General features: G+C 43.3%; 16 protein-coding genes. 14 read left to right on the top strand and 2 right to left on the bottom strand.

The genetic code is table 11. The annotated features are described in order from the left end of the window. Positions 1 to 30: 30 nt before the first annotated feature. Both exsE2 and exsC read right to left on the bottom strand, forming a co-directional pair. Complete coding sequence (exsE2, locus tag R7Z47_RS17930; RefSeq protein WP_005377171.1) at positions 31 to 336, bottom strand: T3SS regulon translocated regulator ExsE2; 306 nt, start codon at positions 334 to 336, stop codon at positions 31 to 33. Positions 337 to 344: 8 nt separating this feature from the next. Next, complete coding sequence (gene exsC, locus R7Z47_RS17925) at positions 345 to 791, bottom strand: type III secretion system regulatory chaperone ExsC (RefSeq protein WP_005377174.1); 447 nt, start codon at positions 789 to 791, stop codon at positions 345 to 347. Between the two features lie 388 nt (positions 792 to 1,179). Here exsC and R7Z47_RS17920 point away from each other — a divergent pair, with 388 nt between their 5' ends. From R7Z47_RS17920 to R7Z47_RS17855, 14 genes are all read left to right on the top strand, one after another. Further along, positions 1,180 to 1,593, top strand: coding sequence for a YscW family type III secretion system pilotin (locus R7Z47_RS17920; protein WP_318130350.1), 414 nt, complete (start codon positions 1,180 to 1,182; stop codon positions 1,591 to 1,593). A gap of 609 nt (positions 1,594 to 2,202) precedes the next feature. Beyond that, on the top strand, positions 2,203 to 3,063 hold the full coding sequence (locus R7Z47_RS17915) for an AraC family transcriptional regulator (protein WP_005377191.1): 861 nt from the start codon (positions 2,203 to 2,205) through the stop codon (positions 3,061 to 3,063). Between the two features lie 148 nt (positions 3,064 to 3,211). Further along, positions 3,212 to 4,192 carry a T3SS regulon anti-activator ExsD domain-containing protein gene (locus R7Z47_RS17910; protein WP_005377193.1) on the top strand — a complete coding sequence of 327 codons (981 nt, stop codon included), beginning with the start codon at positions 3,212 to 3,214 and terminating at the stop codon, positions 4,190 to 4,192. 12 nt (positions 4,193 to 4,204) lie between these two features. Continuing rightward, on the top strand, positions 4,205 to 4,633 hold the full coding sequence (locus tag R7Z47_RS17905) for a YscB family type III secretion system chaperone (RefSeq protein ID WP_318130348.1): 429 nt from the start codon (positions 4,205 to 4,207) through the stop codon (positions 4,631 to 4,633). Beyond that, positions 4,630 to 6,504, top strand: a complete 1,875-nt coding sequence (sctC, locus tag R7Z47_RS17900) for a type III secretion system outer membrane ring subunit SctC (protein WP_064353990.1) — start codon at positions 4,630 to 4,632, stop codon at positions 6,502 to 6,504. Before R7Z47_RS17905 ends, sctC begins: the two co-directional genes overlap by 4 nt. Positions 6,505 to 6,509: 5 nt before the next feature. Further along, a complete protein-coding gene (gene sctD, locus R7Z47_RS17895; protein ID WP_169629060.1) occupies positions 6,510 to 7,811 on the top strand; it encodes a type III secretion system inner membrane ring subunit SctD in 1,302 nt (433 codons plus the stop codon). Next, positions 7,798 to 8,001, top strand: a complete 204-nt coding sequence (locus R7Z47_RS17890) for an EscE/YscE/SsaE family type III secretion system needle protein co-chaperone (protein ID WP_005377198.1) — start codon at positions 7,798 to 7,800, stop codon at positions 7,999 to 8,001. The genes sctD and R7Z47_RS17890 overlap by 14 nt, the downstream gene beginning before the upstream one ends. Positions 8,002 to 8,019: 18 nt before the next feature. After that, on the top strand, positions 8,020 to 8,268 hold the full coding sequence (sctF, locus tag R7Z47_RS17885) for a type III secretion system needle filament subunit SctF (RefSeq protein WP_005377199.1): 249 nt from the start codon (positions 8,020 to 8,022) through the stop codon (positions 8,266 to 8,268). Between the two features lie 3 nt (positions 8,269 to 8,271). Continuing rightward, the gene (locus R7Z47_RS17880) at positions 8,272 to 8,631 is read left to right on the top strand and encodes a YscG family type III secretion system chaperone (protein ID WP_017634556.1); all 360 of its coding nucleotides are present in this window, start codon (positions 8,272 to 8,274) and stop codon (positions 8,629 to 8,631) included. Next, positions 8,628 to 9,263 (top strand): YopR family T3SS polymerization control protein, encoded by a 636-nt coding sequence (locus R7Z47_RS17875; protein ID WP_054575039.1) that lies wholly within the window; start codon positions 8,628 to 8,630, stop codon positions 9,261 to 9,263. The genes R7Z47_RS17880 and R7Z47_RS17875 overlap by 4 nt, the downstream gene beginning before the upstream one ends. Before the next feature lie 8 nt (positions 9,264 to 9,271). Beyond that, the gene (gene sctI / locus R7Z47_RS17870) at positions 9,272 to 9,616 is read left to right on the top strand and encodes a type III secretion system inner rod subunit SctI (protein WP_005387149.1); all 345 of its coding nucleotides are present in this window, start codon (positions 9,272 to 9,274) and stop codon (positions 9,614 to 9,616) included. Next, complete coding sequence (sctJ, locus tag R7Z47_RS17865; protein WP_086012989.1) at positions 9,616 to 10,362, top strand: type III secretion system inner membrane ring lipoprotein SctJ; 747 nt, start codon at positions 9,616 to 9,618, stop codon at positions 10,360 to 10,362. Before sctI ends, sctJ begins: the two co-directional genes overlap by 1 nt. Beyond that, positions 10,355 to 11,020 carry a SctK family type III secretion system sorting platform protein VscK gene (vscK, locus tag R7Z47_RS17860; RefSeq protein WP_137282060.1) on the top strand — a complete coding sequence of 222 codons (666 nt, stop codon included), beginning with the start codon at positions 10,355 to 10,357 and terminating at the stop codon, positions 11,018 to 11,020. Before sctJ ends, vscK begins: the two co-directional genes overlap by 8 nt. Beyond that, on the top strand, positions 10,999 to 11,637 hold the full coding sequence (locus R7Z47_RS17855; protein WP_005387146.1) for an HrpE/YscL family type III secretion apparatus protein: 639 nt from the start codon (positions 10,999 to 11,001) through the stop codon (positions 11,635 to 11,637). Before vscK ends, R7Z47_RS17855 begins: the two co-directional genes overlap by 22 nt. Positions 11,638 to 11,672: the final 35 nt, after the last annotated feature.

Genomic DNA, 11,672 nt, shown 5'->3' with positions numbered 1-11,672 from the left:
TTAGATGTTTAACCTGCTTATATTGTGATATCAGGAACGTTGAATTATCGCCACTTTTCGTTCCATAAGCTTTTCTACGGCGGCGTTTTGCTTGTCAATGTTGAGTTGCGGATCAAAGTCCAAAACGCGATTGCAAGATTCGAGACTGGCAAATTGATTTAAACATTCACCAAGCTCTCTTTTAGAGCTTGTTCGCGTCATGCTGCTTTCTGATGAGGAGAGTAGGGTGACTTTACGGCCATGAAACGTTCCTTGCGGCACTGCATCACTTTGCTGCGCTTGTTGAACGTCATGAACCGATGAATTGGTGTATGTGGATTGGATGTCATTGGACATAAAGACACCTAAACTCTCAAGTCTAAAGTTTGTGGCATCGGTGGTGCCTCATCAATGGTTACATGCGAAGACAATAACGCTTCCCACGACTCGCTGTGCGTCAGCAATTCTGCTAAAGCTGTTTCAAAATATTCGTAATCCAGTCGCCTAATGTTAATGAGTCGGTTTAAACATAGGACATGTCGGTGGTTATCTAAACTAAAAAATAACTGGTGCTCAGGCCAGTGATAATTAAAGGCCAAGAAAGAGCGATAGAGATCGGAATTTACAATTTGAAGGCCAACAATCTCAGCTTCGAGTTGCAGAGTTGTCGATTCAGGATGAAAGATGATATGCACCCTTAGATTATCATCAAAGGCTAAGCTTACTTCATTTTCCGTTAGATGCAGTGCAGGCAAGCCTATTTGATGAGCAAACTTTAGCAAAATCTCATCGATAGTTTGGCGTGCTGACATAGGAGTAGTCCCTTTTGAAATTTTATCAAGGAAAATATTAGATGTATCTCTTCATGTTTATCAATATTAGTCGGTTGTTATTATATTTTGGCTTTTAAATGTGTTGAGAGAAATAGAACGGAAAAATTAAATGTGTTCAGATGCATATCTTAATGGCAATGATATATATGAATATCACTTTTCTCTAATGAACTTCAATTAAGGAAGGAATGAAAGAGAACAGAAACTGCTTTTGAAATTACAGTCCATGTTAACTACGTGTTGTTGAAAAATGCGATTTATTGTCCGCTTGTAGTATAAATATAAGTTGATCTTTTATATTTTTACATAAAGAATTGTGTGAATTTCAAATGAGCTAGATTATATAAAATACGTTTATGGGGTCATAATGAACAATTCTATATGGGCTGGTTTTATTGGGTTATTCATACTGAGTGGGTGCAGTCAGACTGTGTCCGTCAATGGGGTGGATGGCTTTGATACACAGAGTCAGGCATCAATCTATGGTTGGGTTTCTGTCGACGGCTACTTTCCACCTTCGATTACTTCTCTTGAAGTGGAAATATGTAAAGTTATTGATAATCAATGTCTTAAATCGGCGTCTCAGAGCTACCAAGGCGTTCAGTTGCCTGTGCAGTATTCGTTTTTAATTGCACCAATTCAAGCTGGTGAAGGAAAAATGAAGATTATTGGAAAGCTTTATTCAAACGGTGAGCTCGTTGCGGAAAAAGAAAAGAGCTATTTATTTTTAGAGGGAAATAAACAAGAAAACTTGATTCTTGTTCCAAAAATAAACAGATAAAATTTTAAGCACTACATTTTTATTAGAATTTTCTAATTTATAAAAATAAAGACTATATCTTTCCTTTTGTGAAAGATTTGTTGTCTTTTATAAACATTAATTACATGACTTTGAAGTCATCGGGTCAGTTGTTTTTTAGACTCATACTTGTTGCAAAAACAGTATTTTTTATGATTATATCTCGCTCCTTGAACACGTTGGCTTGGCGTTTTAGGCTATAAAATATACATTTTTATGATTTTGGAAATTTAATTTTGTTCTCGAAACGATGCCGAAATCTAATTAATTGTATTCTAATGTATAACAAAAAAACCAAACTTAAATAACCAAATGATATTTAAGTTTTGGCTAATGATAAACGCTATCTGATAAAAATAATAAAGACGGACAGCAGAAATTTACTAAGTCAAACCTTTACCTTTAGGTAAAGGTAATGCTTGGGTTATTCGCTAATTATTCGGGGGGTATGGTAAGTGATAGAACTTCTATGCTCTTTTCTTTGCTTCTTTAATTCATACAGCAGTACTTAGAAATAACAACAATCAAAGTAGTGCTTTGAAAGTTTCTCAACATTTGCACTGAGAAACTCAAAATAATGAAGGGTAGAAAATGGATGTGTCAGGCCAACTAAACTCAGAAAGGGTCGACTCGAGTTCACGAAAAATTCGTAGTTTTTCCTGCTATGAAAAATCTGACGAAGTATTTCACTCAGACCAGTCTCACATTGTTGTCGTTCACAATGGTCAGCTTCGAGTTCAAACAGGTGATTGCACAATCGATGTTGCTGCAGAAAATGGGGTATTTCTATCCCAAGGGGATTACCTGTTAGAGTACTCTCCGCTAGATGGGGCATACAAAGCGTCGATTATTGCCTACGACAATGAACTCGTTAGTCAGTTGCTGCAAAAACACAGTGATCTCTTGATGATGCTGCCTAAGGTAGACAAAGTTTGTTCTGGTTTGTTTACTTTTGGTTTGAACATACTCGTTGAACAAGTGCTTTCTAGCATGCAGACGCTTGAGCAACAAGCGTACCCTGATGCCATTATGTGCCTAAAATACGAAGAACTACTCATTCTCTTGCTACACAGCAAAGGAGGAGAATCACTGTATGCGTTGCTGTCACAACAAACAAACCGTACGTCGGAACGGTTACGTCGATTTATGGAACAGCATTACTTAAAAGAATGGAAGTTGACAGACTACGCGCAGGAGTTTGGTGCCAGCTTAACCACTTTTAAAGAGCTTTTTAATGAGCACTATGGCATTTCTCCAAGAGCCTGGATCAGTGAGCGTCGACTACTGCATGCTCATAAACTGCTGTTGACGAGCAAGATGAGCATCGTAGATGTGGCGATGGAGGCAGGGTTTTCCAGCCAGTCTTACTTTACGCAGAGTTACCGTCGTCGTTTTGGAACGACCCCAAGCCGCGTACGTTCGGGAGACGATCAAGTGGCTATCGCGAAATGAAATGACTTGGGACTAAAATTTTCTGACTAATTTTGAAAGTCACTCACCAGTGTAAATTCTATTATGTATCGTGTAACAACGAACGATTAAAAATTATTACATCTCTTTCTTTCTGGATTGTTCGAAAGGGGTGCGGAGACGAACATAAATGAAAAAGCAGCATTGGCGACGCCGTTCGCTTTTTCCAGACAGCATAGTGACACAGCGGAAAGTGACTGTTTTACAAAGAGGAGCTCGTTATGAAAGCGCCTCGAAACCTACGCAGGATCTCAATGTTGTGCACGTCAATCACCGACAATTGTTGAGTGAAGGCGTCATAAATTATGAGCAGTTATCTTTACTTCAACGCTTGTTGGATAGAAATGTCGTCGATAGCCTATGCGCTAGCCAGTTAGTTAAAACGTATCAAAAACTTGGTGCTTCGATAGACCGGTTTGCCATGCGTTTATTTTTGGAAATTGGATCGCAGCTCAGTGATAGCAGCACAATCACAACGTTCGAACAAAGGCTGGACTACATCAACTCTCGTCTGGGCTTTCGCTTTAATTTGGCTGTCCCAAAAACGTTGATGCTTTGTTTCCATTTATCACTCAACGAGTGGATTAACCGACAAGTCGATCAAAGTGCTCTTCATGCTTCGATTAAAGTTGAACAACTTATCAATCAACTCGATATTCAGAAGGAATATTGGTCGAAGCTATCAGGGGAAGACACCAGTGCCGTCTTTGTTCAACAGCAACTCGATCTTATTAAGAGCCAGCAGCATCAACTTAAAAAGCAACTTGGGACGTTAAGCGAACAACAGTTGCAAGTGATTGAATGTCATCGTTTGTTAATTGAAAAGTGGCAACCGTCTTTAGACGAGCTGAAAGGGTTCGCGGAGTACACCTCGACAACCGAACAATTTATTTCTGAGTGGAAAAATTGGTGTTCGGAAGTACGACTTGAAGCCCCTGAGCTGAACGAAGTTTGGGATGCATGCGATGTGGTTTACAACGACCAAAATGCAGTTGCGAAAGTATGGCAATGGTTCAAGAACATGCAGACTGTTGGTGATATCGATCACTACTATTTTGATACTCAAAGTGGTCAGTGCGGCCAGGCTTGCAATCACCTCAGCCAGATCTAAATAGGGCGTTAAATGTTAGATAAGATGATGAAATCTTTAGCGGAAGCGCTAAAGGTAGGGGATTTTATTGCCTCAGAAAATGGTTCTTACAACATCGAGGTTGACCAGTTATCACTGACCATCAAGCAACATGCGTCATGGATTTTATGGGAAGCGACGTTACCCTTCCAGTTTAAAGAGCATCTAGATTATCAACAAGAACAAGCGTTACAACGTTGCATGCAGCTCTCATTAAAAACCATTCGTGAGGATAGCGGCGTACTGACAACCAATGATGATCAGCAATTGATTTTGCAAAGTAAAGTAAGGGTTGAGGACTGTTCCGTGGAACGGTTCTCTGCTTTGCTTTCTAAGCACGTCAATCTATGTGAGCGTTACATTGCATTATTGGAACAAGAACGCGTGAACCACACAATCAACCATACAGTGTGGTTACCATGATGCTAAAAATCTTTCCCAACATTAGACGTGCTGCAACAAAGGCATTGTTATGCGCAGTGAGTGTTGTTCCTTTGGGATACGCGCAAGCAACAGACTTACACTGGCCCGAACAACCGTTCCGCTACTATGCAGATAACGACTCATTAAAAGAGTTGTTGAATAACTTCGGTGCAAATTATCGTGTCTCGGTTTCTGTTAGTGACAAAGTCAACGATCGAGTGAATGGGCGTTTTACCCCTGAAGATCCGGCGGAATTCCTCGATTACTTATCGCAAGTGTACAACTTGATGTGGTATTTCGATGGTGCCGTCTTACATGTCTATAAGGCGACAGAAACTCGCTCACGTTTACTTCAATTGGAATTACTTACGGCTAGAGAGCTACGCAGTACGTTAATTTCCACCGGCGTTTGGGATTCTCGTTATGGTTGGAGAGCTGCTGAGAGCAAAGGGTTAGTCTATCTTGCGGGTCCTCCACGTTATGTCGACTTAGTGGTACAAACGGCGGAGGCATTGGAAACGCGCTTGCTGCAGAAATCAAATTCAACCGACGAATTATTCGTTGAGATAATTCCTTTGAAGTACGCTTCTGCAACGGATAGAGAAATTGCATATCGAGATCAGACAATTACGGTCCCGGGCATCGCATCGGTGTTAAAACGGGTCGTGTCTGGTGTTCAAACGCAAGTGGCGAGTGCGTCTAGCAAAGAAGTTACCAGTCCAGATAAGCCTGTAAAAAGTAATAAAACCGCCTCAGTTCATGGTGGCGCAACAGTTGAAGCAGAGCCGGGTCTTAATGCGATTATCGTTCGTGATACTCAAGCACGATTACCGCTCTATCGTAAACTGGTCGCGCAATTAGACCAGCCGCAATCAAGAATTGAAGTCGCGCTATCGATTGTCGATATCAGTGCCAACGATTTAAGTCAGTTAGGCGTGGATTGGCGAGCGGGAGTGTCTGTCGGAAACAACCGCATTGTCGATATCAAAACAACAGGTGATGTGAATTCGGGGGATGTGACGCTCGGCAGTGGACAGAACTTTAAGTCCTTGCTTGATTCAACCAACCTAAATTACTTGCTGGCTCAAATTCGTTTATTGGAATCCAAAGGCAGTGCTCAAGTGGTTTCAAGACCAACATTGTTAACTCAGGAAAATGTCGAAGCGGTACTGAACAACAGCAGCACTTTTTACGTCAAGCTGGTTGGTAAAGAAACCGCAGCGCTGGAAGAGGTCACGTATGGCACGTTACTGAGAATTGTCCCACGTATCGTTGGTGATAGATTTGCTGCACGACCTGAAATTAACCTGAGCCTTCATCTCGAAGACGGTGCAAAGATCGCTGATGGTGGCGTCGATGATCTTCCTTCCGTTCGTAAAACTGAAATCAGCACCTTAGCGACGGTTAAACAAGGGCAAAGCTTACTTATCGGTGGTGTGTACCGAGATGAAGTGAGCCATCAGTTACGTAAAGTGCCATTGCTAGGAGACATCCCATATTTAGGCGCGCTGTTTAGAAGTAATACCAATACTAAGCGCCGCACAGTACGAATGTTTATTTTAGAACCTCGAATTGTTGTGGATGGTATTGGCGATAGTGTGTTGATTGGCAACGAATATGACTTGCGACCAAGTATAGGCAGGCTTAACAACATCTCCAACAATAGCGCTGAATTTAAATCGGTAGTGGAAGTATATAGCTGCACATCGAGGGTTCAGGCCGAGCGCTATCAACAAGACTTATTGTCACAGAAAAAGTCGTCTCAATTAACGCAGTGCCAATTACCAACAGGGCAAAAGGGTTGGCGGGTGAAAGTATTGGAATGTGATGACTCACAAAGTGAGTGTGTGCGCCCTTCAGAGGAGTCTTAACCGCGATGCAGCAATGGAAAATTCGTATTTTATCAGGCGTGCATACCGGAGTAGAAGTCACCTTACCTGAAGGTGCTCTCGTGCTTGGCAGTGACGACTTTATTGCTGATCTTGTACTGTCTGATGCTGGGGTCGAAGCGAACCATTTCAACCTCGTTTGCCAGCAAGACTCGGTCATTTTACGAGGCTGCGAAGAGGCAAATATTAACAGTGAAGACATCGCTGTTGCAGGTGATGGTATCGAGTTGTCACGCCATGCTGTTGTCTCGGTCGGCGTTGTGAAGTTCGCTCTGGGATACGCGGAAGATGCGTTAATTGTGAGTAACATCAGCGACGAATCTAGCCAACAGAATACACCTGTGGTTGCTGTGCAACGCTCTAGCTGGAAAAAAACAACGCTCATCGCTTTGCTCTGTAGTTTTGTCCCGAGTGTCATTTTTGCCGGTATGTGGTACAGCCAAGCTAACGGAAACAACAATGAAATTGTTACAGAAGCAGAACCCATTGTTTTGGTACGTAACATCTTAGGCGAGCTCAAACTTAGCGACGTTCGTGTGGAATGGAATGCCGCCGCACGCCAAGCAGTCTTAGAGGGCTATGTTGAAGACCGAACACAGAAACTCGATCTGCTTGGTCGAATTGATGTATTGGGCATCAATTACAAAAGTGACTTAAGAACGATGGAAGAAATCCGTCGCGGGGTTCGATTTATTTTGCGCAACCTCGGCTATCACCAAGTGAAAGTCGAAAATGGCGATGAGACCGGAACACTGCTGCTGACGGGCTATATCGATGATGCAAGCCGCTGGAACCAAGTTGAACAAATCTTGGAGCGAGACGTGCCGGGTCTTATTGCGTGGAAGGTTGAACTGCAGCGAGCGGGTGCCTACATGGATACGCTAAAAGCGTTATTGACGGATGCGGAGTTACTGAAAAAAGTCCAGTTGGTCACCAGCGGTGATCGCATCGAAGTTCGTGGTGAGCTTGATGATATCGAAACGACTCGATTTTACGGTGTGACCCGAGACTTCCGGGAACAATATGGTGAGAAACCGTACTTAGTTTTGAAATCCATACCTAAGGTGAGTAAAGGCACCAACATCGATTTCCCGTTTCGTAGCGTTAACTTTGGCCAGGTTCCATATGTGATTCTGACCGATAACGTTCGCTATATGGTCGGTGCAAGAACGCCTCAGGGCTACCGAATATCCAGTGTTACACCTGCTGGTATTGAGTTGGTTAAAGGCGGGCGGGTGATAACAATAGAACTTGGATATGAAGGCGAGACGAACAATGACAAATCTTGAACAAATTTTAAATAACGACACAAACGGTGCGGAAGTGCACAAGATTAAGAGCAAGCTCTTAGAAGCACAAGCGGTGGTGAAACGTCAGTTGGATTTAGGGTGCTCACCACAGCAGTACCAATTGCTACTCAAACAGTATGAAGCTTACACCGCCGCCCATGCGGTCGTTGAATCATACGAAGCTAACTAAAAAATACGAGGAAGTCTTATGTCATTTTACGATGCTAGTAACAGTGTAAACCTTGATGATGTTAAAGCTAAGTTAGAACAACAAGCGAAAGATGCCAACACAGAAGTGACGGCAGCCATCAAGAATCTAGAAACCAATGCCGATGATCCATCAAAGCTTGCCGAGCTTCAGCACGCGATCAACAAATGGTCTGTTGTTTACAATATCAATGCGACCACTACTCGTGCGATTAAAGATGTGATGCAGTCGATTCTCCAGAAGGTGTAAAGCATGGAACGAGAAACGCGCCAACTGCTGGCTGAAATCGCGCTGATGGCAACAGGTATGCATCGTCATCAAGAAGCCAACACGATTGCAGATGGCCTTGAAGCAAGCTCAGGTTCTGAAGAGACCGTTGCGATGATTCGTGCAATGAGCCTCATGAATAAAGGCTTGTATGAAGAGGCTCATCAATTACTCGAACCACTTTGTAACGCCTATCCAGATCTGATCAGCTTAGCGGCTCTTGCTTCTGCCAAAGCCGGTTTACTGAGCAAAGCGGAAAGCTGGGTAGAACTTGCGTCACAAGGAAGCGAAGAAAGCCAAGCATTTGCTGCGAGCTTTTCTCAGGAGATTAGGAATCTTGGATGATCATTGATTCGAGTAACCTAGGTCTTCAACACCAATCTTTGCGCCAGTCGGAGTCGCGCCATTATGAGCGGAGCGATGAAGACAAGATGAAAGCACTCATGGAGCGAAGTGACAAGCAAGAGCAAGTTTCACATGTTTCTCCAAAAGAGACGCTAGAGAAAACAGAAGCGAAACTGGCGGAGATCAAAGCGTGGTATGAATCATTAAAAGACGCAGAGGTTGTCAGTAAACAAAGTGTCTTATCGTCGTTAAATGAAGCGTTTTCCGACCCTCAAGTTAAACGAGAGGCAATGTGGTACGCCTTTCATGAGGCGAAGAGTGCAAAAGGCAACGAACAGCCACAATCTGATTTGTTAAAGGTGTTGAAGCAGGAGTTACTAGGGAGTTTTTCGGGACAGCTTATTGCCGAACCACCTGCTGATAAAACAGCACTAAAAGCAATGCTAGCGCAGCATTTTCCACTGGGTGCCCAGAAAGAACAAGCCTTATGGCATTGCTGGGCAGAGTTGAAGTCGTTACCTGATATGGCATCAACACTGGACATGGTTCGTGATGAACTTAGCTTCATGATCCAAAAAAATGCGATGGTGAAAAACATCATGACTCACAGTCACAAGTTAGATTTATCTTAGGAGTACATATGATAAACACGCAGTACACCGAGGTGATGCAAACCAACATTGATAAGTTACAGGATGCGCAAGTCGAAGACGGTTTAAGCGAACGTTTTGAGCAAGCCATGTCGGTTCCCGAGGCAAGTAATGGCCTGGAGGGAGGTTTGCTAGAAAACATCAGCGAGTTGAAAAACACTATCGATAACGCGAAAAGTAACCTGCAAGACAACATGAAGATGGTGGGTGATGATCCGGCGCAATTACTGCAAATGCAGTGGGCGCTGACACGCATTACTTTTCAAGAAGAGCTGATCGCGAAAACCGTGGGTAAAACCACACAAAACGTAGAAACCTTATTGAAGGCACAATAGTGATGATGAATAAAATGAGAGCAGTTTTCATCATGCTCACGTTGTTTCTGGTAGGTTGTCAGACCGAGTTATACACCAACGTTACTCAGAAAGAGGGTAATGAGATGTTGTCGATCTTACTATCCGAAGGTGTCGTTGCAACAAAAGAGCCTGACAAAGACAACACCGTCAAGTTAATGGTAGACAGTTCTCAAATCGCCTTCGCGGTAGACGCGCTAAAGCGAAAAGGTTATCCAAGAGAGCAGTTTTCCACACTGAAAGAAGTGTTTCCCAAAGACGATTTGATCTCGTCACCATTAGCAGAACGAGCACGTTTGGTATACGCGAAATCTCAGGAGCTCTCCTCAACCTTATCTCAGATTGATGGCGTGCTAGTGGCACGTGTTCATGTTGTTTTGGAAGATCAAGATCTGCGTCCAGGAGAGCGCCCAACTCCAGCTTCTGCCTCCGTATTTATTAAACACGCAGCAGATATTGCGCTTGATTCATATGTTCCGCAGATCAAATTATTAGTGAACAATAGCATTGAGGGGCTGAACTACGATCGAATCAGCGTAGTGATGGTACCCTCATCAGAGGTTCGAGTTGCTACTCAAAACAATCAATTTAAAAGCATTTTGTCGGTTCAGGTCACCAAAGAGACGGCGAATAATCTTATCGCCATTTTGGTGTTCTTGGTAGCGGCACTCATCGGCTCGAATATCGCTACTTTTACATGGTGTCGTAGGAACACGAAGCGTGGTTAAACCAGAAACACCACTCGCGCAGGTACAACACCAGTTTAACTATGCGCCTTGCCAGTACATCCATAGAAGTTGGATAGAGCAAAAGCAGCCTTGGTTACTAAATATCGAAGGCTGGAGAGATAACCCCATGTTTAACCAATGGTGCATAAATGAGTGGGCGTTATCTCCCGTTCCTGAGACGGCTTTTAACAAACCTTGCCATAGCTTGGCGTTGCTCCCAGCGGATGCGTTGAACCAACTCGTATTGATGGTGGGCGGAGCTTTACATTGTGTGGCAATGCGAGGCGTTGTTTTAAAACATCCTAAACAGGTTCTGAACAACGTATTTGGTTTGGAAGGCGCTCGGTTCCTAATTCAAAACGGGCCTATGCTGTTATCCAGCTGGCCGCAAGGCTGGCAGCGTTCGTTACCAGAACTACTGGATGAAAGGTCTGTTGAAGCAAGCATGAGGGCGCTGGGATATTTTTGGATGAGGTTTATTTTGATTAACTCACCGGAAGATGTTGTTCTTCGTTGGCAATTCAAATTAGAAAAGCAACTTAGCGAAAACGCGGAAACAGCTAACTGGTTGGAAGCGGATCAACGAGATCTGGCGTATCGACTCACAAAAAAAATCGCAAAACAGGTTATTCCTCAATGGTTTCATTTGTTGAAATAAAAACAGACAATTTGCAGCTGGCACCTGGCTTAAAGGTGCTGAAAGCGAAAGATTATGCCAGTTATCTGGATTCGCAACACTTAGTTGAAGCCGCGAACTCCAAAGCTGAAAGCATCATTGCTAATGCCCAGCAAGCCTACGAAACCGAAAAACAACGTGGTTATCAAGATGGCCTTGCACAAGCCAAGATTGAAAATGCGCAAACGATGGTTGAAACCTTAGCACGTTGTAATGACTACTATCAGCAAGTCGAAGAAAAAATGACAGGTGTGGTGTTAGAAGCAGTACGCAAGATCATCGATACCTTCGATGATGTCGATACCACGGTGAGTGTAGTTCGAGAAGCGTTGCAACTGGTGAGTAACCAAAAGCAGGTCATTTTACATGTCCACCCAGAGCAGGTTGTTGAGGTGAGAGAAAAGGTGGCTGGAGTATTAAGTGATTTCCCTGAAGTCGGTTACGTTGACGTGGTAGCAGATGCGCGCTTGAAAAATGGAGGCTGCATTTTGGAAACAGAAGTTGGGATCATCGACGCCAGTATTGATGGACAGCTGCATGCGTTAAAGCAAGCTATGGTGAAGCAGCTCAGCGAGCGTAAAATTACGATTCATGAATAAACCTTAAAAACTCAGCACTTGCTGAGTTTTTTCAT

Origin of the sequence: Vibrio sp. 1641 (assembly GCF_033339995.1) — a bacterium.
Taxonomy (GTDB): domain Bacteria; phylum Pseudomonadota; class Gammaproteobacteria; order Enterobacterales; family Vibrionaceae; genus Vibrio; species Vibrio alginolyticus.
The sequence above is the reverse complement of the archived record's forward strand: the minus strand, read 5'-3'. Positions and strand labels throughout refer to the sequence as shown.

What these genes read in the sequence shown, in the direction of transcription:
- exsE2 (WP_005377171.1), bottom strand. Translation starts at nt 336, where the DNA reads ATGTCCAATGACATCCAATCCACATACACCAATTCATCGGTTCATGAC.
- exsC (WP_005377174.1), bottom strand. Translation starts at nt 791, where the DNA reads ATGTCAGCACGCCAAACTATCGATGAGATTTTGCTAAAGTTTGCTCAT.
- R7Z47_RS17920 (WP_318130350.1), top strand. Translation starts at nt 1,180, where the DNA reads ATGAACAATTCTATATGGGCTGGTTTTATTGGGTTATTCATACTGAGT.
- R7Z47_RS17915 (WP_005377191.1), top strand. Translation starts at nt 2,203, where the DNA reads ATGGATGTGTCAGGCCAACTAAACTCAGAAAGGGTCGACTCGAGTTCA.
- R7Z47_RS17910 (WP_005377193.1), top strand. Translation starts at nt 3,212, where the DNA reads ATGAAAAAGCAGCATTGGCGACGCCGTTCGCTTTTTCCAGACAGCATA.
- R7Z47_RS17905 (WP_318130348.1), top strand. Translation starts at nt 4,205, where the DNA reads ATGTTAGATAAGATGATGAAATCTTTAGCGGAAGCGCTAAAGGTAGGG.
- sctC (WP_064353990.1), top strand. Translation starts at nt 4,630, where the DNA reads ATGATGCTAAAAATCTTTCCCAACATTAGACGTGCTGCAACAAAGGCA.
- sctD (WP_169629060.1), top strand. Translation starts at nt 6,510, where the DNA reads ATGCAGCAATGGAAAATTCGTATTTTATCAGGCGTGCATACCGGAGTA.
- R7Z47_RS17890 (WP_005377198.1), top strand. Translation starts at nt 7,798, where the DNA reads ATGACAAATCTTGAACAAATTTTAAATAACGACACAAACGGTGCGGAA.
- sctF (WP_005377199.1), top strand. Translation starts at nt 8,020, where the DNA reads ATGTCATTTTACGATGCTAGTAACAGTGTAAACCTTGATGATGTTAAA.
- R7Z47_RS17880 (WP_017634556.1), top strand. Translation starts at nt 8,272, where the DNA reads ATGGAACGAGAAACGCGCCAACTGCTGGCTGAAATCGCGCTGATGGCA.
- R7Z47_RS17875 (WP_054575039.1), top strand. Translation starts at nt 8,628, where the DNA reads ATGATCATTGATTCGAGTAACCTAGGTCTTCAACACCAATCTTTGCGC.
- sctI (WP_005387149.1), top strand. Translation starts at nt 9,272, where the DNA reads ATGATAAACACGCAGTACACCGAGGTGATGCAAACCAACATTGATAAG.
- R7Z47_RS17855 (WP_005387146.1), top strand. Translation starts at nt 10,999, where the DNA reads ATGGTTTCATTTGTTGAAATAAAAACAGACAATTTGCAGCTGGCACCT.